The sequence below is a fragment of the Limosilactobacillus reuteri genome (assembly GCF_013694365.1).
In the GTDB taxonomy this organism is placed as follows: domain Bacteria; phylum Bacillota; class Bacilli; order Lactobacillales; family Lactobacillaceae; genus Limosilactobacillus; species Limosilactobacillus reuteri_E.
This window is the reverse complement of the sequence record NZ_CP059275.1, coordinates 1,589,594-1,610,691: the sequence shown is the minus strand read 5'-3', so window position 1 is coordinate 1,610,691 and position 21,098 is coordinate 1,589,594. Positions and strand designations below refer to the sequence as shown.

At 38.7% G+C, this 21,098-nt stretch carries 24 protein-coding genes and 1 pseudogene; all 25 read right to left on the bottom strand.

Annotated elements, in window-relative coordinates:
- Window positions 1-133: 133 nt before the first annotated feature.
- Window positions 134-1,153 (bottom strand): ABC transporter substrate-binding protein, encoded by a 1,020-nt coding sequence (locus HHK02_RS09360; RefSeq protein ID WP_181462337.1) that lies wholly within the window; start codon window positions 1,151-1,153, stop codon window positions 134-136.
- Window positions 1,154-1,930 carry an ABC transporter ATP-binding protein gene (locus HHK02_RS09355; RefSeq protein WP_152726684.1) on the bottom strand — a complete coding sequence of 259 codons (777 nt, stop codon included), beginning with the start codon at window positions 1,928-1,930 and terminating at the stop codon, window positions 1,154-1,156.
- Window positions 1,931-2,881, bottom strand: a complete 951-nt coding sequence (locus HHK02_RS09350; protein WP_269204211.1) for a FecCD family ABC transporter permease — start codon at window positions 2,879-2,881, stop codon at window positions 1,931-1,933.
- Window positions 2,882-3,331: a flavodoxin domain-containing protein gene (locus tag HHK02_RS09345; RefSeq protein WP_016496816.1), complete on the bottom strand. Its 450-nt coding sequence runs from the start codon at window positions 3,329-3,331 to the stop codon at window positions 2,882-2,884.
- Window positions 3,332-3,733 carry a molybdenum cofactor biosynthesis protein MoaE gene (locus tag HHK02_RS09340; RefSeq protein ID WP_029507461.1) on the bottom strand — a complete coding sequence of 134 codons (402 nt, stop codon included), beginning with the start codon at window positions 3,731-3,733 and terminating at the stop codon, window positions 3,332-3,334.
- Entirely contained in the window at window positions 3,734-3,979 is a 246-nt protein-coding gene (locus tag HHK02_RS09335) for a MoaD/ThiS family protein (RefSeq protein WP_035156407.1), read from the bottom strand.
- On the bottom strand, window positions 3,980-5,173 hold the full coding sequence (locus HHK02_RS09330; RefSeq protein ID WP_035156404.1) for a nitrate/nitrite transporter: 1,194 nt from the start codon (window positions 5,171-5,173) through the stop codon (window positions 3,980-3,982).
- Window positions 5,174-6,082, bottom strand: a complete 909-nt coding sequence (locus tag HHK02_RS09325) for a polyprenyl synthetase (RefSeq protein WP_181462336.1) — start codon at window positions 6,080-6,082, stop codon at window positions 5,174-5,176.
- Complete coding sequence (locus tag HHK02_RS09320) at window positions 6,083-7,051, bottom strand: hypothetical protein (RefSeq protein ID WP_181462335.1); 969 nt, start codon at window positions 7,049-7,051, stop codon at window positions 6,083-6,085. It abuts the gene before it with no gap.
- Window positions 7,052-7,324, bottom strand: coding sequence for a hypothetical protein (locus tag HHK02_RS09315; protein ID WP_078009882.1), 273 nt, complete (start codon window positions 7,322-7,324; stop codon window positions 7,052-7,054).
- Complete coding sequence (locus HHK02_RS09310; RefSeq protein WP_063164057.1) at window positions 7,325-7,978, bottom strand: response regulator; 654 nt, start codon at window positions 7,976-7,978, stop codon at window positions 7,325-7,327.
- Window positions 7,979-9,037, bottom strand: a complete 1,059-nt coding sequence (locus tag HHK02_RS09305; RefSeq protein WP_181462334.1) for a sensor histidine kinase — start codon at window positions 9,035-9,037, stop codon at window positions 7,979-7,981.
- Window positions 9,038-9,322: a hypothetical protein gene (locus HHK02_RS09300; protein WP_152738555.1), complete on the bottom strand. Its 285-nt coding sequence runs from the start codon at window positions 9,320-9,322 to the stop codon at window positions 9,038-9,040.
- Window positions 9,323-9,895, bottom strand: a complete 573-nt coding sequence (locus HHK02_RS09295; protein WP_181462333.1) for an NTP transferase domain-containing protein — start codon at window positions 9,893-9,895, stop codon at window positions 9,323-9,325.
- Window positions 9,896-10,387: a molybdopterin-guanine dinucleotide biosynthesis protein B gene (mobB, locus tag HHK02_RS09290; protein ID WP_003671870.1), complete on the bottom strand. Its 492-nt coding sequence runs from the start codon at window positions 10,385-10,387 to the stop codon at window positions 9,896-9,898.
- Window positions 10,388-11,605: a molybdopterin molybdotransferase MoeA gene (locus HHK02_RS09285; protein WP_181462332.1), complete on the bottom strand. Its 1,218-nt coding sequence runs from the start codon at window positions 11,603-11,605 to the stop codon at window positions 10,388-10,390.
- Window positions 11,606-12,103, bottom strand: coding sequence for a MogA/MoaB family molybdenum cofactor biosynthesis protein (locus tag HHK02_RS09280; protein WP_181462331.1), 498 nt, complete (start codon window positions 12,101-12,103; stop codon window positions 11,606-11,608). It lies immediately after the preceding gene.
- Window positions 12,104-13,120 (bottom strand): HesA/MoeB/ThiF family protein, encoded by a 1,017-nt coding sequence (locus HHK02_RS09275; protein ID WP_181462330.1) that lies wholly within the window; start codon window positions 13,118-13,120, stop codon window positions 12,104-12,106.
- Window positions 13,121-16,786, bottom strand: coding sequence for a nitrate reductase subunit alpha (locus tag HHK02_RS09270; protein ID WP_181462329.1), 3,666 nt, complete (start codon window positions 16,784-16,786; stop codon window positions 13,121-13,123). It lies immediately after the preceding gene.
- On the bottom strand, window positions 16,787-18,346 hold the full coding sequence (narH, locus tag HHK02_RS09265) for a nitrate reductase subunit beta (RefSeq protein ID WP_003663646.1): 1,560 nt from the start codon (window positions 18,344-18,346) through the stop codon (window positions 16,787-16,789). It lies immediately after the preceding gene.
- Window positions 18,347-18,925 carry a nitrate reductase molybdenum cofactor assembly chaperone gene (gene narJ / locus HHK02_RS09260; protein WP_078009877.1) on the bottom strand — a complete coding sequence of 193 codons (579 nt, stop codon included), beginning with the start codon at window positions 18,923-18,925 and terminating at the stop codon, window positions 18,347-18,349.
- On the bottom strand, window positions 18,926-19,615 hold the full coding sequence (gene narI / locus HHK02_RS09255) for a respiratory nitrate reductase subunit gamma (RefSeq protein WP_003671861.1): 690 nt from the start codon (window positions 19,613-19,615) through the stop codon (window positions 18,926-18,928).
- A complete protein-coding gene (locus tag HHK02_RS09250; RefSeq protein ID WP_181462328.1) occupies window positions 19,616-20,506 on the bottom strand; it encodes a DMT family transporter in 891 nt (296 codons plus the stop codon).
- A 20-nt stretch (window positions 20,507-20,526) separates the two neighbouring features.
- Window positions 20,527-20,634, bottom strand: a pseudogene (locus HHK02_RS12675) (IS30 family transposase); the annotation flags it as partial.
- Window positions 20,628-21,089: a hypothetical protein gene (locus HHK02_RS12670; RefSeq protein WP_231124836.1), complete on the bottom strand. Its 462-nt coding sequence runs from the start codon at window positions 21,087-21,089 to the stop codon at window positions 20,628-20,630. The pseudogene HHK02_RS12675 and the gene HHK02_RS12670, both read right to left, overlap by 7 nt.
- Window positions 21,090-21,098: the final 9 nt, after the last annotated feature.

Sequence of the window (21,098 nt, the reverse complement as noted above, 5' to 3'; positions counted from 1 at the left end):
TGCGTCATTTGACGGACATCCTTTCATATAGGTTTGGTTCACTTAATATGATACCTGATGTCACGCCGAATGGCGTTTTTTATTTACCACCAACTGGGTGGCTAACTTCATTCTATAATCCACCATTTTATTTCTAATTTTCACCAGCTAAAATTTGCTTTGCTTGTTTAACTGTTAAATTGTAGTGGTAGTATTTTTGATAAAATTTTTGAACTTCAGAGACCATGTTAATATTCTTCATTTCTTGGGGATGAAGAGTCTTAGCTGCCCATAAGACTTGAAGTGCTTCTTCTGCACTATAACGATCCCATGGGAAGGTCCCTTGAGGATTTCCGTATACTTTGTTTTTGCGTACAGCCTTCAATTGACTTAGCTGACTGTTAGCACGTAACGCTTTTCGCGCTTGGGCAGTAGATGTACTACCAACGATAATTACATCTGGATTCGCTTTAATCAATTCTTCAGGCGTAACTGAAATTTGATTTCCCTTTTTAGAAATAGCATTCTTTCCACCTGCTAGTTTAATCCATTCGTTAACAATTGTTTTTTGTCCGTCAACCTTGGTAAGATCTGTTGCATTAACAATATGAAGAACCGTTGGTGTTGATTTTCGGCTCTTCAAATGCTGCTTAACAAGATTAATGTTGTTTGTTAATTCTTTATTGTATTGCCGAGCAATCTTTGGAGAATTTCCCCCTAAAATTTCTGCAGTTAATGTAACCGACTTCTTTAACCCAGCAAAATCAGTATACATTGCGTTAACTGTTGGTAATTTTGCTTGACGGGATTCCTTTATTTGAGCTTGATCGGAAGCAATTACAACGTCCGGTTTTATTTTTACTAATTCTTCAACTTGAATTTGATTGCCTGCTAATGGCGCAGCAACTTTAGCAATTTTTGGATCTACCATTGTGAACCAATGTTGTTTCTTAACAAGAGGAGTAGTGGCAACTAGCTTATTTTGTCCTCCTAATAACAGCACAACCTGATTATTAGCATGCCATAAGTCAGCAACGCGGTTAACTTTCTTTGGGATCTTTATTTTCTCCCCTGTCATATCCGTTATGGTTCTTGTTGAACTAGCCATCGCCGAACTGCTAATAATACTACTAAACAGTAAAAAGATTGCTAAAAGCTTCAATAATTTTTTCATTTAGAGCTTAATTTGACAAGTATATCGTTGAAGATCAGGTAGATAAGTAAGAGTTAGTGGAACATGATAGATCCTTTCTAGCTGTTTAGTTGACATTAACTCTTCACATGATCCAGTAACCATGGAACCTTTTGAATCAAGAAGACCGATTGTAGTCGGTAGCATTAAAGCATGGTCTGGAAGGTGAGTAGTAAGAATAATGGTGATTTTTTGCTGGGCTAAGTCTTGAATTAGTTTTAATATTTCGTACTGTCGACTTAAATCAAGGGCAGCCATAGGTTCATCGAGAATTAACAAGCGCGGTTCTTGAAGTAGGGCTCGAATAATCGTAATTAGTTGCTGTTGACCACCGCTTAATGAGATAAAGGGGTGATCACGAAAAGGTGAAAGATGAAAACGTTGTAAATAGGTTTCAGCAAGTTGAACGTCTTTCTGATGCGGAGTTTGGAGAAAAGAAAGGTAAGGTGCACGACCAGTTAATAAATAATCAAGTACTGTGAGATTGGAATTAATATGATAATCCTGAGGAACATAGGCAACTTGTTGTGCAAGCGTTTTGTGCTTCAAATTTCCAAGCTCTTTTCCGTTAACTATTACGGTTCCTTCATTTGGTGTCAAAAGTCCGACTAAACAGTGGAGAAGAGTTGATTTTCCGACACCGTTAGGGCCAAGGATAGTAAATACTTCTCCAGCTTCGAGACTAAAGTTAACGTTGTGAAAGACCGGATGTGTTTTTGAATAGGCAAAACTAAGGTTATTAACTTCGAGGACTTTCAATCAATTTAATTGCACCTTCTTCTTAATTAGAATATAAACAAATAAGGGTGCGCCGATGAAGCCAGTTAGGATACTTAACGGGATTTCCCCTGCCGATAGGGATCGAGCCATTGTATCGACAATTAACAAAAATAGCGCACCAATAACTGCTGCAAGGGGAAGTGTTTCTTTTGTATTATACCCAACTAAAAGTCGAGCAATATGCGGAATTACAAGTCCAATCCAACCAATATTTCCGCTAAGACAAACTGTTGCAGCGGTTAAAAACGTGCTGGCGGTAATTATCAGTAGTTGTTCCATATCCACATTAATTCCTTCTAGACGCGCTTGTTGGTTGCCAAGTGAAAGAATTGTCATATGCCAGCGAAGGACAAATAGAATTATTGTACCTACAAGCAAAAAGGGAAGGACAGCGATAATATTTGAAAAATCAACTTTTGCTAAACTGCCTAGTTGCCAGTAGACAATACTTTGTAATTGTGAATCCGGATCAGCAATGTACTTTAGTAATCCAACTAATGCCTGCATAAAACCAGAAATCACAATTCCGGCTAATACTAGAATTAAGGTTCCGCGCTGATGAAGGATTTGGGCAATCAATAAAGTTAAACTGACCGCAATAATTCCACCAACAAAAGCAAAAAGCTGAGTAAGTCCAATGCCATAGCCTAAGAGAATTGCACTAGCAGCCCCGGCGGCCGAACCATACGACACCCCTAAAATATCAGGCGAGACCAAAGGATTATGAAAAACACTCTGGAAAGAACAACCAGCCATTGCTAGACCAGCACCAATTAACAGCGCACCGATGATTCTAGGAAGACGAAGGCTAAAAATAATGTTTGCTGCGGCTGGATTGCTTTGGGGATGAAGTAGCGTTTGAAAGATTATGATTGGTGAATAATAGATCCGCCCACAAGAAAGAGCGAGAACGATTGTAACAATAACCAATTAGTAATTAGAATCTCTTCCTTTTCTTAAGAAATTAGTGATTTCATCAGTAACTGTTTGCTGAGCGGTTGGCAGGTCTTCATAGTCGATTTTTAATGAAGACGCTAATGGTGAAGCACCATGTTGACGCAATTGGTAATTAAAAATATTTACTGCGTTAGCAAATTTTGCTGGACCAAAATTTTTATCTCCTACACCTGCAATATAATAAACCAGCCTCGGGACAGAAAACTGACAAAGATAATTATAGAACTTTTCTTCAGAGGCTGTGAGTTGTCCTTCGCCATAAGTACAGGGACAAAGGATAAGCAAGTCAATACTATCCAATTTTACTTGTAAGGCCTCCTTAAAAGAAAGAAAAATGGCAGACGGAAGGATAGTTTGGTGAATAAAGTTTCCTAATTCGAAGTTATGACCGTAGAGTGTATCGTAGAGAATTAAAGTATTCATTTAGTTTCCCCACCTTACCTTATCTGTATCATATTCCTTTTTCCAGATTGGTACTTCATGCTTAAGTGTATCAATCACATGTTGGCACCATTTGAATGCTTCTGCACGATGCGGAGCCGCCACACCTACAAATACCGCGATATCAGTAAGCGTCAATTCGCCAGTCCGGTGAGCGACAACAACGCGTCCTCCTTGTTCTTCAATCGGTGCTGCAATTTTTTCTAATTGTTTTTCCGCCATGGGATGATAAGCTGAATACTCAATCTTAGTAGTCTCGATCTCGCCAGTCCATTGACGAACAGTGCCGACAAACATATCAATTCCTCCGTATTCTGGAGCAACAAGCTGTTTATACATCTCACTTACATCGATGGGCTCATCGCTTATTCGTAAATAATGCAACTAGCCACCACTAACCGGCGGAATGATTGCGATTTCATCATCGGCCTCTAAGGTAATTATATCTGCGTTAACAAATTCTTGATTAATTGCTATCCGCGAATTTGCTAAAGTTGACGTCAGTTGTGGTGCCCGCTGGCTAATTTGCTTAAGAAGGTCATCTACTCGAATAGGATTAGCAACATCAAGAGTAATAGATGGTCCTAACTGATCTTGTAAAAACGCAAATAATTTAACGTTAATTTCCATTTATTTAACGATGTGAACATCACCATGAATGTAATGTTTCCATAGAGCAAACCAGCAAATTACACCGGTTAACGCTAAGAGTGCAATTCCAAGCTCATAACTACCTGTCCATTGGTAAATATAACCAATAATTAGTGGTGGAAAGAAACCTCCTAAGCCACCAACTGCTCCAACGAAACCAGTAACCGCTCCCGTATTACCTTGGGATACATATGGAACCATTTTGAAGACAACCCCGTTACCAATCCCTGCAGAAAGACCAACCAAAACAATCCCTGCGATAAACATGAATTGATTGTGAAAACTAAGCATAATCCAAATAGCAAAAATAACGATTGCTACAAAGACCCATTGTAATAATGCCATGGGGCGTTTTCTATCAGCAAGGTAACCACCAAATGGACGAACTAACGTACATACGAAAGCAAATAATGCTGAATAAAGGCCGGCAGTAACAGGAGTATAATGAAACATCCCTGTCAAGAATGTTGGCGTTAAGTTTGTAAATGCAACAAATAAGCCAAAAGTCAAGAAGTAAAATAGTGATAGATACCATGTTCCACTGTCCGCGGCAACAGACAATGCGCCCTTAATCGTTTTACTTTTATCAACTGGCATTTCTTTACAAAAAACTGCGAAAAGAACACCAAAGATCACTGTAAGAATAATCAAAAAGTAGTAAACACTATCAAATCCCGCTGCCTTGGAAATATAAGGTAAAGTCATGGCAGCCACAGCATTCCCCATATTCCCCATTGAAACGATTCCCAGGGCTAGTCCTTGCTGTTCTGGCGGAAACCAAACTGAAGCATAAGAAACCCCAACGGCAAACGATGTTCCTGACATCCCAACAAGCAATGCGGCAAAGAGCAACATTCCAAATGAATGAACATGTGGAATCATAATTAGTGGAATCAAAATAAAGGCCATTAAGATCAAATAAACCTTTTTCCCGCCGTAACGATCACTTAAGATCCCTACTGGAATTCGCATAATTGATCCCAAAAGGACTGGTGTCGCTAATAACAACGTTCGCTGCGATACATCCAAATTGAACATCTCAGCAATTTGGGATGCAAGTGGCGCAAAGTTAGACCACGACATAAAACAAACAATCATTGCAAGCGTGGAGAGGATCAATGCAGTATAAGCATTTCGCCTACTCCCATGAGCAACATCTTTAACACTTGACATTTATTCTTTTTTTAATTTTTCAACTAATCGAAACAATTCATCCTGAGTTTGGCCAGCTGGTAACACTTTAATATCAAGGATTAGCTGGGAGAAGATATCATCAATTAGTTGCTTGACATCATCAATTCGTTCAAGTGCTAATTGATGGGCTTGCTTAAACATCGCTTGTGAAGGACGATGATCTGAAGCGAAGAAATCACTAAACCATTGTGGATTCTGTTGGCGCGCGAATAAAAGTGCCAGGGGATACTGACCACTCGTTATCATCTTTACAAATGAGTCGGGATCATTACTGAGTTGTTGAAACTCATGTGTAATATAACTAGCAGTACCAAAGGCTTGACCAATCTGTCCTGCAAGTGAAACAATTTCCCTTTTTGCTCCGCTAAGGACGGCACTTTGTTTTGCAGTCATTGTTCCAAGTAATCCCCATCGTGCTTTAACATCTGCTAAATAGTCAGCTACCTTAAATTGCTGATTATAGTTAAACTGTAGCCGTCGAACCTGTGCAAGCATCACATCTCCAGCGTCAGTTGTCAACTCCTCAATTATTTGTGGAGGATTACCTACAGTACTTAGTGAACGGACAAAGCGATTCATTAAGTAGCTCGCAACATATGAATAAGCTTTTTGACTAGCGAATTCCCCAGGAGTTAGGTTATTTGGCTGAAAAGAAGGAGGATTCAAATGAGTTGCTAATGCCAATAGTTCTGGTAGTTGAGCAGCTGTGATTTGATCAATTGTGAGCTCTTTTTCGTTGAAATAACTAAAAGCCTCAAAAAGCGACAACCTTAGTCGCCGTTCTTCTTCACCAGTACTCAAGTTAATCATTTCGCGAACCATTGGAGGATATTGATAAATAACGGTTGTTAATGCATCTACCAACCGTTCATCTGGTGTTAAATTCACTCAGTCCTTAAATTTATTTACTTCAGCAATTATTTGTTCAGCAACGGGGATGAAGATATCACTGAAATACTCATTAAAATCAACATTTTTAATTTGTTTCTCAGTAAATTCTTGTGCACGATGAAAAGCATCATTACGCATATTAACGATGAGGGCTTCTCGTTGATGTTTAAGTCGCTTATGGAGTTTATCATTGTCATTACTCATGTAGAAATAATAGTAAATTTCGTAGAAGGTATTATCAAGAACCCAAAAGAGGGTACTCCGTCGAATATTATCGCTTATCATTTCAGTAAAGGAATTTTTACCAAGAAGCTCATGGTTAGCAAAGGCTCCCGCAGATAATACGATTGCTTGAACTTCATGCATATCAGCCATGTAGCGGCAGAATTGGCTAATTTCATCTTCCGGAACACTAAATCCCAGCTTTTCTTTTCGTTCCGCCTCAGTCATCTTAGAAAAAGTGATTTGATACTCTTGCATCACATTCTGACTATCTGCAATCAAATCCTTTTCGATAGTTGTTAATAAAGCAAAATTATCCTGCATAAATTCTTTAACAGTTTGCCATATCTTTTCAATTTGCTCGTTAAAGTTTGTAAAAAGATCTTGAACGGTGCCTATTCTTTTTTTAACTACCTCTTTTTTCTCTGCATGAGGGGCATATTGGATTAGCAGAGGAATATCATCGTTATGTTCATCTAAACCGTGCTTGGATCGTTGTTCACTTTCATATTTTTTAAGTTCTTCAAGGTCAACAAGTCCAAGGGGCATTACATTAATTTCACCATTTGTAAGCATGATTTGTAAGGCAAATGGGGTTGTTGCTGCTTGATTCTCGACTAATGATTTTAAGGCATCAAATAATTTTTTGCGATTTGCAAGTTCATTGTTTGGGTCTGCGTAAAAGCCTGCAGTATAGATCGATTTATTTTCGTAATCTCGTTTTAGCTTATCTTGAATATCCATTTAATTCTCCTTTGTTGATTGAGCAAGAAGTTGTGCAAGCTTATTACGGCCGCGATCAGTTAAAGCAGCATCTTTTAAATTTATCTCTGCTAATGTTGAACTAAATGATTCGTCAATAACTGCTCCAGAAATATATTGGTTTTCAACTGCATATTTAGTTGTTAAAAACAGGTTGGAAACGGGATTAACTTGTCGACTATTAGTAAAGCGTTTGCGAGCAACATCACTGAGGATTCCCCGCAACTCATCCTCTCGACTGAGGTTCGTCGCCATTTAAAGGTCAATTAAATGGTGATGAATAGCATATTGTACTAGTTCAACCCGTCCATGTAAGTGAAGTTTGCGTGAAATATTTGCTTTATGGGCTTCCACTGTCTTTGTTGAAATAAACATCTTTTGTGAGATCTCTTTATTTGAATACCCTAAAGCAATAAGTGGAAAGACTTCTTTCTCCCTTTTTGAAAGACTATTATAGCCCTTTAATTTTAAGGTATTACCAGATGCATTTATTTCTCTAATATCTGTCTTACTAACAATGATATTTGCATCAAGATATTTCTCGCCATTTATAACATGTTTTAGGGCATTAACAATTTCGCTATCTGGTGAACTTTTCAAAATATAAGACATTGCGCCATTTGCCATTGCCTTGTTGATATATTCCTGTTCTTCATGCATCGAGAGAATGATAATTTTAACTTTGGGAAACTTATCATGGATTCGCCGAGTAGTAATTAGGCCATTTTCGCCAGGGGGCATACTTAAATCCATAATTAAGATATCAATTCCGCCTTGTTCAACTCGAATATATGTATCAGTTCCACTCGCTGTCCCATCAACCACCGTAAAATTCGGTTGAAGATCGACTAAGTATGAAATTCCTGAGCGAACAATTGCGTGGTCGTCTGCAACTAAAACGTTATACATTTATACATTTGTTCTCACCATATCCTTATTTAAAGTATTATTATAGGGAAACTTTACCTTGACTGTCGTTCCCTTATTAATTTTTGATGTAATTGTAAAGGCTCCGTTATATGCCTTAACGCGTTCATTCATATTCATTAATCCAAGTGAATGTCCATTAAATCCACTATGCTGATCAATATCAAATCCAATTCCATTATCAAGAATCTCTAACTGAAGGTAACTATTGTGATCCGTAACAATAATACTTATTTCTGTTGAATGAGCATGTTTAATTGCGTTATTAATTGCCTCTTGTGTAATGCGGTAAAGAACGTTTTGAATGTTTTTTTGTAATTTTTCAGCAGAGGTAAGGGCTATAACATCAATTGTGATTCCTGTACTATTTTGAAGACGTTTCGCCAAAGCTTTGATTGCCGGAATTAAGCCAAAATTATCGAGCACCGAGGGACGAATATCGAGTGCGAGCCCTTTAATCTCTTTAAGGGTCATTTGTAACTGCTTTTCGATTGCAGCACTCATTGCTTGAAATTGCTCAGTATTTCTTTGCTTTTGCACCGTTGCTAATCTTTGAATGCCCATTATTGCGGCGTAGATTCCCTGTGCAACGCTATCGTGAAGATCTTGTGAGATTTTTTGCCGTTCCTTTTCGTGTGCTTCATTTACGTATTGATTGAGAATTCGGTGCTCTTCAATCTGCGAAAGGCGTTGCTGTTGCTCACGATTTTCAAGAGTCAGGGCAAAGACACTTTCTTTATCGTCAAGAGGACGATAAACCATTGAAAAATGAAAAGGATGAGTAGCGTTGGAGTGAAACGTTATCGGAACGGTAGCTCCCGTTAACCGCTTTTTAATCAAGCATGAAGCACAATCATCATTTTCTAGTTGTGACCAAGCGTTTTTACCAATTTGCAGTAGGTAATTAACATCTAAATTAAGCATAGTTACTAACCGCTGAGCCGGCTCATTACTAACTAAAAGATCATCATTTTTAAATAAGAAGATTGCATCTGGTGATTGATCAAAATATTTTTGTATCCAATTAGCAGTTTCAAGCACTTAAGGATGTTGTGGTAATCCCATCGATGGTCCCTGGAAATACTTAGTTGCACTAAAATCAAATTTCGGATCCTGAAATTCGCGGTAATGATCAAAATCAGCTTGAATCTGTTGAATTTGGTCGTCCAGTTGTTCTAACTCCGCATCTTTTTCCAGCGAACTCATTTGTTGGCTTACTTCTTGTTCCCGATTTTCTAGCATTGTTCGTCTAATTGTTAAGTCATTTAAAACAAGGGAAATGAGCTTTTGAAAATCAGGATTTGTCATTGAATCTTTACTTTTCATTTACTTTTCATTTAAATCGACCTCACGATAGTTTAAATTTGAAAATTCGTTACTTGAGCGATACGTAAGGGGGTGGCAGACGCACTTATTAGTGATGAAACTACGTAATCGCCAGTCATCATTATTATCAACCCAAGTAGTAACTTGTTCATTGCTAACTGAAAAATGAGCTAATGAATAGTGATTGTGCTGACTTGTTGCAATATAAGAGTTGGACGTACGAGCAAGAACAGCAAGTGAATCTTTTGTGAGATAAGGATAATCAACAGCCAGAGTTAAATAGTCCCGAAGAGTTGAAAAATGACTAGTACAAGCAATAATTGCTGAGAGGGGACCATGATGATCATAAGGGGGAATATCACAGATAATCTGCACAGCCGGTTCTTGACCAACCAACTTTAATATATGCGCTCGATTTATTTCATTAGCACAAACAACGATCTGCTGACAAAAGGGTGTTAATTTCTCGACTGCTAGCTCTATATTGGTAGCTGGTAATCCTGGAACATGATAAGTAGCTTTATCTTTCCCAAAACGGGTAGATTTACCACCAGCATATACTAATCCAATCATTCATCCTGCATCCCCCTTTACTTGTTTTAAGTAGTCATAACACCAATTTACAATTGCATCTTTTCCTAATAAGTCAGCGGTTGTTCCATTAAAGATACTACCTATTTTAAGAGGGGGAGTATGAGCAACATTGGTAGGATCTTCGCCAGGCTTTAATAATAAAATTTGCGGATATTGAGTGGCTTCCTTATGACCTTCAATCAAGACAAAATCATTGTCGGTACTTAATAATTCAACCATTTCCGTTAAAGACGGAACATTACTTTTTTGATGAAAGAAAAATTCAGTCGCAGATTGTAAAATAACCTGTTTAGCTCCAGCACTACTCATTCTAGCACTGTCAGTAGTTGGCACATCCATTGCGGCATTATGGGCATCATGTTTAAGAGCAGCTACTCGATACCCTTCTTTTGAGAGCCTTTCGATTAAAGTCGTCGTGATAAGAGTCTTGCCGCTTTTTTTATGACCGATTATTTGAAGGGTAATAGCCATTTATTTGAAGGGTAATAGCCATGCGTCTGTCTCCGTTCCGACCTTCATTGGAGTAGTACTATGCGGAATCAGTGCTAAACAGGTTGTCGTCTGGAGGTTAGCTAATGAGCCAGATCTGTTGATTCCATTTGGATAAACATAAAACTGATTATCTTTGAATTCATAAGTACAACGAAGATACCGATCGAACCCGTTTGTTTTATTATATGGGGCCGCTAATATTGCCCGTACTTGCTTAATTCGGCTGGCTTGGTGTTGATAACGGCGAATCAGCGGTTCCATATAAAGGTAAAAACCAGTAAAACAAGCTCCTGGATTCCCAGAAAGGGCCATTATTAACGTATTATTTTGAACAAAGGCAGTCGTAACGCTTCCTGGTCGTTGTTTAATCTTATTAAAAAGCAATTCATCAGCTTTACGTGCTTCATCTCCAATAAAATCAAAATCACCAACTGAAACACCACCATCAGTAATTACAATTTCATGAGTTGCTATTTGTTCTTCAAGAGTCTGCTTGATAAGATCAGCATCATCTGGTAATTGGGTTTCAAAATCAACAATCCCACCAGTTTCTCCTACAAGATTTTTTAACATAATACCATTACTATTAAAGATCTTTCCCGGTTCAATCGTGGCATTAGGTCCTAATAATTCAGTTCCAGTGGCGATAATTGCAATCCGTGGTTTTTTATAAACTGTTACTTCTTGAACACCAAAAGCCGTTAAGACTGCTAGGCCACCGGGATTTATTTCCTGGTCTTTTGCTAAAACGATATCACCGCTTTTTACATCAGTACCAGTTTCTGTAATGTTAGTTTTACTCTCAGTTGTAATAATTTGAACCTTATTTTCATCTTTAGCGGGCCGCGTTTTTTCAATTCGAATTACTTTCCCCGCATCAGAAGGGACATATGCACCAGTCATTATCCGAACTGCATCCCCTGGCTGTAATGGTTGATCCCAAGTTGCTCCAGCTTGAATCTCTCCTCGGACATTAAACTCGCGGGGGAAGTCATGATCATCGCTGGCTAAAATTGCATACCCATCCATTCCTGCTCGGCGAAAATGAGGATAGTCATAATGAGCATGGACATCCTCAGCTAAAATACGATGGTTAGCTTTTGATAGGGGAATTGTTTCTGTAGTTGTTTTCAGGGGGATTTCCTTAATCTTTTTCTGTGCCTCGGCAACAGAGATTGGTGTTCTTCTAGTGAGCATCTAGTGAGCATGGTGGTGAACTTCCTTTCGTTGGGAACTGCTTTCAAATAATAAATGTTCATATTCTGGCAAAATTAGTTTGTTTAGAGCCGTTTGACAGGCATTCTGGGAACCAGGTAAACAATAGGTAAGCTGATTGCGGTAGTTAAATCCGGCTAGTGCTTGTGATGCAAGCGCACGAGTACCGATTTCATCAAATGATATCTGGCGAAACGCTTCCCCAAAACCCGGAATTAGCCGTTTGAGGAGTGGACGGATAGCCGGAATAGTAACATCACGCTGAGCAATTCCTGTTCCACCATTAGTAATGATGATATCAAGGGCTTGTTGTTCTAGTTGAAGGTAGGCAGTTTGAATATTGACAATATCATCATTAACGATTACCCGATCAACTACTGATAAGCCCGCGTTAGCCATCTTCATAGCAATTAATTTTCCAGAAGTATCGCTATCTAATGTTCGGCTATCGCTAACCGTTAAAATTGCGATTTTTTTCATTCATAATAGGTCTTCTTTCATCAAAATATTTAACGACTTAAACTGTTTCTGGGCAATCGCCGAAGTAGGTAAGTTATACATAACAATCTTACCATTCTTGAATATACTTACTGGACGATTTTCCCATTTAAAATGAAGAAACAATCGATTTGCGTTAATTAAGAGCTCTTTTTTAGCCAAAAATTCTTTAAGTCTGCCAAAATTAATAGGTTTCTCTTTGATCGTATAATATGCATTTTCCCCACATAACATATGTAATTCTGGTGCTGATTCTTCTAAAGAAATACTGCTTGGCTTAGCACAGGCGGGACAATGGTAATTTTTATTAATAGCAAACTTACTAAATTGCATTGACCAATTGTCAACCGCGATCAATTCATTAAAATTAACCTGTGTTTTGTCAACCAGATAATGAAGCGCTAAAGATACCTGTAGTCCCGCCACAATCGGGATTAAAGCAGTATTAACCCCAATTAAATCACAATCGTTTTGTTTTAATTCATTAATATTAGGAAAAAGACAGTTCAAGCAGGGATGATTTTGTGGCGAAATCGCCATTACGTTCCCATAGGTTCCTGCACAGCTGGCAAATAGATAATCAAAGTTTTTGATGATTGCTAGTTTGTTTAATAGATCCCGTGCTTGATAATTATCAAGACAGTCTAAACAAAGGGTAAACTGATATTCGTCAATAAGGTCAGCAGTAATCGGCGCTGGGATCGCAGTAATTTGACATACTGAATTAATTTTATGTAAATGTTCTTTAGCTGCTTCGACCTTAAGCCGTTGTTGGCTAGCATCTGCTTCGGTGAAAAGCGATTGACGTTGAAGATTAGTTACGTCAACAGTGTCAGGATCAATCAAGACAAGTCTTTTAACTCCAGCACGGACAAGTTGCTCGGCTGTATAACTTCCCAATGCCCCTACACCGACAATCATAATAGTTGCATGGCTAATTTTTTGCTGACCAATACTACCAATTTGATGTACCCTTTCTTGACGATCATAACGATTCATTTAATCTTCACTCCAGTTCACCTTCTTCAACTTTCTTACATTTGCATAAAGATCACGTTGGTTTCCAGTTGGTCCATAGTAATTCCAACCGTAACTCAATTGGCCGTATCCTCCAACCATGTGTGTTGGCTTAATGTGGATTTGCGTCGGTGCATTATGTGATCCCCCACGATTACCGGTAATGGTAGAAAGAGGTTCGTAAATTTCATTATCTTGGGCATGGTACATGTACATTGACCCCTCAGGCATCCGAACAGAAACAACCGCCCGCGCAGTAACAACCCCATTACGGTTATAGACTTCGATCCAGTCGTTATCTTTTACCTTAATCTTATCGGCATCTTGGGGACTAATCCAAATAGTTGGACCACCCCGGAATAATGTCAACATTTCAAGGTTATCGTAGTACATCGTATGAATATTCCATTTACCATGAGGAGTCATATATTTAAGTGTAACTTCATCTTTTACTGGTGGAACATCAACATCTCCTGGGGCCATTACAACTGGTGGTAAGGATGGTTTATAAGTTGCCATATTTTCACCAAATTCACGGAAAATTTCATGATCAATGTAGAAATGCTGACGACCTGTAAGAGTAAATGTAGGAATATTTCGCTCAGTCATTAATGAAAATGGTGTGTAGCGAGCTCCACCATGTTTAGCAGAAGTTCCGATTGGTGTTGGATAAGCTTCTTGTGGTTGAGCAGTGATTTGCTTAAACGACATTGAATCATCAGCATGACCGCGACCAATATCTGTTAAATGTTCACCCGTTCGCTCTTGCTTCTTTTCCCAAGCTCGATCAGCGAGTTTACCATTGGAAGCAGTTGACATCCGTAAGATTGCATCACATACTTTTTCATCTTCATCAAGTAACGGACAGCCTGCACCAATGCCTTCACTAGCAATTCCATTCATGTCTTTGAGGTAATCATATTGATCATCAACTTTATAGTTATAATTATTTACTATATTAGGGCCAAGAGTGATGTATTTGTCATAGATCTTAGTATAATCACGGGTAACTAATTTTAAAGAAGGCATGGTTTTTCCAGGGATTGGCTCTGTTTCACCGTTCTTCCAATCTTTAATTTCCCCGTATGGTTGAGCGATTTCCCCTTGAGTATTATGTCCTAGTGGTGCGCTCTTAAGATCATAGAAGGTTCCCGGCATGTATTTCTTTGCCATTTCAGAAACAGTCTTAGCCAAGAGCTTGAATTGTTGCCAGTCAGACTTTGATTCCCACATTGGACTAACTGCTGCATTAAATGGGTGAATAAATGGATGCATATCAGTTGATGAAAGGTCCTTCTTTTCATACCAAGTAGCAGCTGGTAGGACAACATCGGAGTACATTGGTGTTGAAACCATTCGGAAGTCCATATCAACAACAAGATCTAACTTACCAATTGCTCCTTTATCACGCCAAATCATATCCTGGGGCTTAACTCGATCATTAGGTTTAGCAAGCAATCCATTTTCAGCGCCTAATAAATGTTTCATAAAGTATTCGGCACCTTTGCCAGAAGAAGCAAATAAGTTTGAACGCCATAAGAAGAACGCTTTAGGTTGATTTTGGTTAGCATCAGGATCTTCAGCAGCAAAATGTAAAGAGCCCTTCTTCAATTCATCGACAACTTTCTTTGAAATTTCATTAATATCAGTTGTATTGTAATCTTTTGCAAAAGATAACGGATTACGATCAAATTGTGGGTATGATGGTAACCATCCTAAACGAATTGCCATTTGATTATAATCAGCATTATGTAAGTAGGAATGTTTACTCTTCCAAACAGGTGATTTTTGAGCTTGGTTATCAATTTCTTCATAACGCCATTGATCAGTTGCAAAGTAATACCAAGTAGTACCTTGCATTTGACGGGCACTACCTTTTTCCCAGTCATTAGCAAAAGTAATATTTGCCCAACCCTCTTGTGGACGGAGCTTTTCTTGACCAACGTAGTGAGCCCAACCACCACCAGTCATACCAACACAACCACACAACATCAGCATATTAATAATGTTTCGATAGTTCATATCGGCATTGAACCAGTGGTTGACTCCACCACCCATGATTACCATACTCCGCCCTTCATTTTCGGCCGCGTTTTGGGCAAATTCACGAGCAATTTGAATAACTTGCTCTGCTTTTACTCCCGAACGGCTTTCTTGCCAAGCAGGAGTAAAGTAACTCTCAGCATCCATTGCATCTTTAGCAGCAAGTTCATCATTACCAGTCCGATTAATTCCCATTTGAGCCATCATCAGATCATAAACATTAGTTACCAAGTGTTCTTTGCCATCTGTGAATTTGAGCTTTTTAACTGGTAAATGACGTTGCACAACGCTGTTTCCGTCATTACTAAACGCTGGAAAATCAGCAATAATTTGTTCAGTTTCGCCATCTTGATCATTAATAGAAAGTGCCGGATCAATCTTATTACCATTTTGGTCTAATAATTCAAGATTCCATTTTTCCTTAGCATTATATTCTTGTCCCATCGTTCCATTTGGAACAACAATCTTGTGGTTATTTTGGTCATAAACAACTGTCTTCCATGCTGGATTGACAATCGTATCATCAGCAACTAAGTCACTAATCCGGACGAAGCGACCTGGTGTATAGTGATCACCATTTGCTGTACTTGGTTCCAATTCAACCATAAATGGTAAATCAGTAAATCGCTTGGAGTAATCAATGAAACGTTTAACTGGGTGCTTTTGGTAGAATTCATCTAAAATTACATAAGTCATCGCTTGAGCAACAGCAGAATCACTACCTGGTTCTGGTGCAAGCCAATCATCAGCAAATTTCACATTTTCAGCATAATCAGGGCTAACTGCCACAATCTTTGTTCCTTTGTACCTAACCTCTGTCATGAAGTGCGCATCCGGCGTCCGAGTTAATGGGACGTTTGATCCCCACATAATAATGTAAGAACTGTTATACCATTCTGCGGATTCTGGAACATCAGTCTGTTCACCCCAAATCTGAGGAGACGCAGGTGGTAGATCAGCATACCAATCGTAGAAACTCATTTGTTCCCCACCCATTAAGGCAATGAACCGTGCTCCGGCACTAAAACTCATCATTGACATTGCAGGAATTGGGGTAAAACCACCAATGCGGTCAGGCCCATACTTCTTAATTGTGTATAAGCAAGCAGCTGAAATCATTTCTAATGCTTCATAACGATGAACACGAATTAAGCCACCGTGTCCTCGGACCTTCTTATATTTTTTAGACTTTTCTGGATCTTCGACAATACTTGCCCACGCATCTAAGGGATTTTCATGTTCTTTCTTGGCAGCAGTCCAAAGCTCCCATAACTTGCCACGAATATATGGATACTTAATTCGAACGGGACTGTATTCATACCAAGAGAAACTAGCTCCCCGAGGACATCCCCGTGGTTCATATCCTGGAATATTAGGTCCGCATGATGGATAATCTGTGGCTTGGTGTTCCCAAGTAATAATTCCTTGCTTGACATAAACATTCCAAGAACACGAGCCTGTACAGTTAACTCCATGAGTTGTTCGGACAACTTTGTCATGCGCCCATCGCTGGCGATAAAGCTTTTCCCAACGGCGACTATTTTCTTCAAGTTGTGTAAAGGTTCCATTAAACTTATCAACCTTGTTAAAGAATCGTGACTTCATTCAATCACGCCAAATCCCTCCATAGAAACTATCAGCATAAATCTGATTAGTTGATTTGCCAGCTTCTGCCTTCTTAAACATACTCTTGTGTTGGGGAGCTAATGCACAGCCTTCACATTCATCATAGCCAAGACTACCTTGTTCGGTTTGTGCATCTTCCATTTCTGCCTTTTGGCTACTTGGAATAACAAAGCGGTCTTCATATTTAGCAATTGCCAGTAAACGATAAAGTGATGTTGCCCGTTCTTCTGTTAAATCAACTCGTTCTAGTTTACTGCTATCAAAATCCCGACCACTAGTCTTAGCACGCATGTATAGCCGCATCATTGCAAGTTTATATAAGGCTTTCTTGATGACAGGAACGTTTCCAGCAGTTAATAGACTTGCCAAGTATTGAACAGGCACCCGCATTTGATCAATTCCTGGGAAGATCATTTCAGGATTCTTTATTGAGTCCCGTCCTTCAAAGTAACTCATAACTGGTGATAGCGGCGGAATATACCAAACCATTGGCATTGTCCGATATTCTGGGTGAAGTGGGAAGGCAATCTTTTCTTTTACTGCCATTTTATAGATCGGTGACTTTTGTGCAGCCTCAATCATTTCTTCAGAAATGCCATCCTTGAGTGCTTGCTTGACAACTTCAGGATCGTTGGGATCGAGGAATAAGCCAAGTTGTGCTTCATACAGCTTACTCTCATCAGGAGTTGATGCTGCCTCTTCTACTCGATCAGCATCGTATAGAATAGCACCAATATATCGAATTCGACCAACACAGGTTTCGGCGCAAACTGTTGGTTGGCCTTCTTCAATTCGCGGATAACAAAAAGTACATTTTTCAGCCTTATGAGTCTTCCAGTTAAAGTAGACCTTCTTATATGGACATCCAGTCATGCAAAAACGCCATCCCCGGCAGCGTTCTTGGTCTACTAAAACAATCCCATCTTCATCTCGTTTGTACATTGCGCCTGATGGACAAGAAGCTACACAAGGTGCATTCAAACAGTGCTCACATAATCGGGGAAGATACATCATAAAGGCCTGCTCAAAGTTATTTTTGATATCCCCTTCAATTTTTTGCATGTTAGGATCCTGTTGGACATATTCAGTTGATCCCGCTAAGTCATCATCCCAGTTAGGACCAGTGGTTAATTCCATTCCTTCGCCAGTAATTTGCGACTTAGGACGAGCAACGGGTTGGTGCTTTTGTTCAGGACCAAATAATGTCTTATAGTCATAGGTCCATGGTTCGTAGTAGTTATCTAACTCTGGCATATCATTATTGTAAAAAATCTTACCAAGAGCGATTTTATTTAATTTGCTTCCAGCACGTAATTTTAATTTACCTTTTGAATTAAGAGTCCACCCTCCATGGTATTGATCTTCATCTTCCCAGCGTTTTGGATAACCGACACCTGGCTTAGTTTCAACATTATTAAACCACATGTATTCAGCGCCTGGACGATTTGTCCATGTATTCTTACAAGTTACTGAACAGGTATGACAACCAATACACTTATCGAGGTTTAAGACCATGCTGATTTGTGCTTTAATCTTCACTTATGCATCTTCTTGCACCTCCATTTTAATACACGAACCAATTAATGAACGTGTAAGCCTGATTAACTGAATATAGGGACTATCACTATCTGTCACTGCATTTTTTAAAAGGGTATAAGTTCCATCTTCAATCACACTTAATGCTAATTGGATATCCTGACGACGCGGATCATTAGTATAATCGCCATATGCTAGAAATTCTAACAATAGAGGCAAATAATCAGAAAGTTCACTGGTCGCCTCTGATATACCAAACATCTCATATAGCATTTTCAACCGTGCTAAAATGGTCCCTCGTTCACGGGAATCGGTCATCTTATAGTATGACATATAAAGAGTATAACGTCGGTTCATTTCAAAAAGGTGAGCGTATATCTCTTGGACTTCGATTGAAGATAGTGCGGCTAATTCATCAAAAAGGCTTAATAATTCTCCCCGCGTTGCTGTTGATAATGCGTTATCTGTAAGTAATAATTGACGAATCTCTGGTGAAAACGTTTCTGTATCAGGATAGTCAATCAAACGGGAAAGAACGGCAAATGTATCCTTTAAATCTGTCAATCGTCTAAAATCAATCACTTAATAAACCCTTGCGCGTCGACGATAAACAATAAAACGACGGAAAATATATTGCCAAGGTAGCGTTAAAGCGTGAACCAACCGGGTGTATGGGAAGTAACCAAAAATTGCTAATCCACAAAGAACATGAATTTTATAAATTAATGGCACTGAACGCATCAATTGCCATTGAGGATTAAGAACAAATAGACTTCTTGCCCATGGACTAATTGTTGTCCGATAATTGTAATCAATAAATGCACCCGTAATAGTACATGCTAGACCTAATGCAATTGTAACCAATAAAGCCCAGTCGACAATAATATCATTGATATCACTTGTCTTATAAACACGAGAACAAGTCATTCGCCGATAAGTCAAAATTGCAATTCCCACAAATGCAAGGATCCCTGCTGGAATTCCCATCATTAATGAACCAAAGATGTGGTACATGTGGTCAGTAATGCCAAAGTAAGCAGTCCAACTTGCTGGGATAAACATTCCTAAGCAGTGACCAAAGAAAGCTAAAATAATTCCAATGTGGAAAGTAACACTTCCGATCATTAGCCATTTCTTTTCAAAAAGTTCACTTGATTTGGCAGTAATTGAGGGATGAAAATATTTAAATCTAGCAAATGTTCCAATGAAAAATGATGCCAACATTATATATGGATAAATAACCCATAAGAAAATTGACCAGCCATTATGCATTTATTCGTGATTTGTTCTTGTAAAGGTAACAATTGCACTAGCTGAAATTACTAAAATTGCTCCTAAAACTAGAGAAGGAGTTACCTGAACAGGAAAGAAAAATGAAGAGTAAATAATAACAATTACTGGACCAAGTGCACGAACAATATTTGCTTTACCAGCTGTAATAAACTGCAAGCTAGTATAGAAAAGAAGTAGTGACATGAAACCATTAAAGAATGCTCCGCCAAAGTTAAATGCGACTGCTTGACTAGAAATATGGCTAAATGACGTTCCTGTTATGAGAGCATAGCAGAAAAGTAAAAGAGCCGAAGTAAAATGGTTAAAGAACAAGACATTATTTGGCTCTTCATCACTAACTAGATACTTAGCCGCGATATTGTTGGCGGCATACATTAGTGGGTAGATGAATGCACAAATCAATCCAAGAAGGTTATCACTAAATTGAAGTCGGCTTCCTGAAATAAAGAAAGAACCGAGAATGCAAAGAATAATTGCTAAGTAATCCCACTTTGTAATCTTTTCCTTTAAGAAGATATAAGATAGGAAGAAAACATAAACTAAATACATCCGAGCGATAAGGGTAACAGTGATTGGACTTAAGGTTGAAAGAGCAATATATTGAAGAATAATTCCGATTGCATTTGTTCCACCCAAAAGCCATAACCACAGGCTCTTAAGGTTGGTTAAAGAAACATGCTGACGAGTAATGAGGATTGTTGCAAAAGTAAAAATTGCAGCAAACGCACTAGTGAAAATTCCCCCAACAACCGGACTCAAGCTAGTAAGTGAAAATTTATTAAGAACCGGACTAATACTACTAAATAGGAGAGAAATCAGATTTAATTCAATTCCCCATAGTTGCTTCTTTGGTACACTTTTTATATTCATTCCCGAAATGTCAATTTAAGTTAGAAAAAAAGTAGTTGCTCATCAGTGACATACTTCATGAATACCTCGTAAGGTGTTTGATAGCCCAATGACTTGCGAGGAATGTTGTTCCGGTAACTCATTATTTGCAAAAGCGGAGACCATTGGTCTCACAGAAATGTTCAATTACTCGCGAATAAATTCCAGTCGCTTCAAAGTAGATAATTGGCTTCTGAGCTTTCTTAATCATATCTCGTAGAGCATTAAACCCCGCTCTCGTGTGTACTAAAGAAAACTCTTTTAAACAGTGTTTCCCTCGATACCAGACACAGTAGCTTTTCCCCATTGAAACATCCAAGGCAAATATATCAGACATGCAAAAGCGGAGACCATTGGTCTCACAGAAATGTTCAATTACTCGCGAATAAATTCCAGTCGCTTCAAAGTAGATAATTGGCTTCTGAGCTTTCTTAATCATATCTCGTAGAGCATTAAACCCCGCTCTCGTGTGTACTAAAGAAAACTCTTTTAAACAGTGTTTCCCTCGATACCAGACACAGTAGCTTTTCCCCATTGAAACATCCAAGGCAAATATATCAGACATAAAAAGACT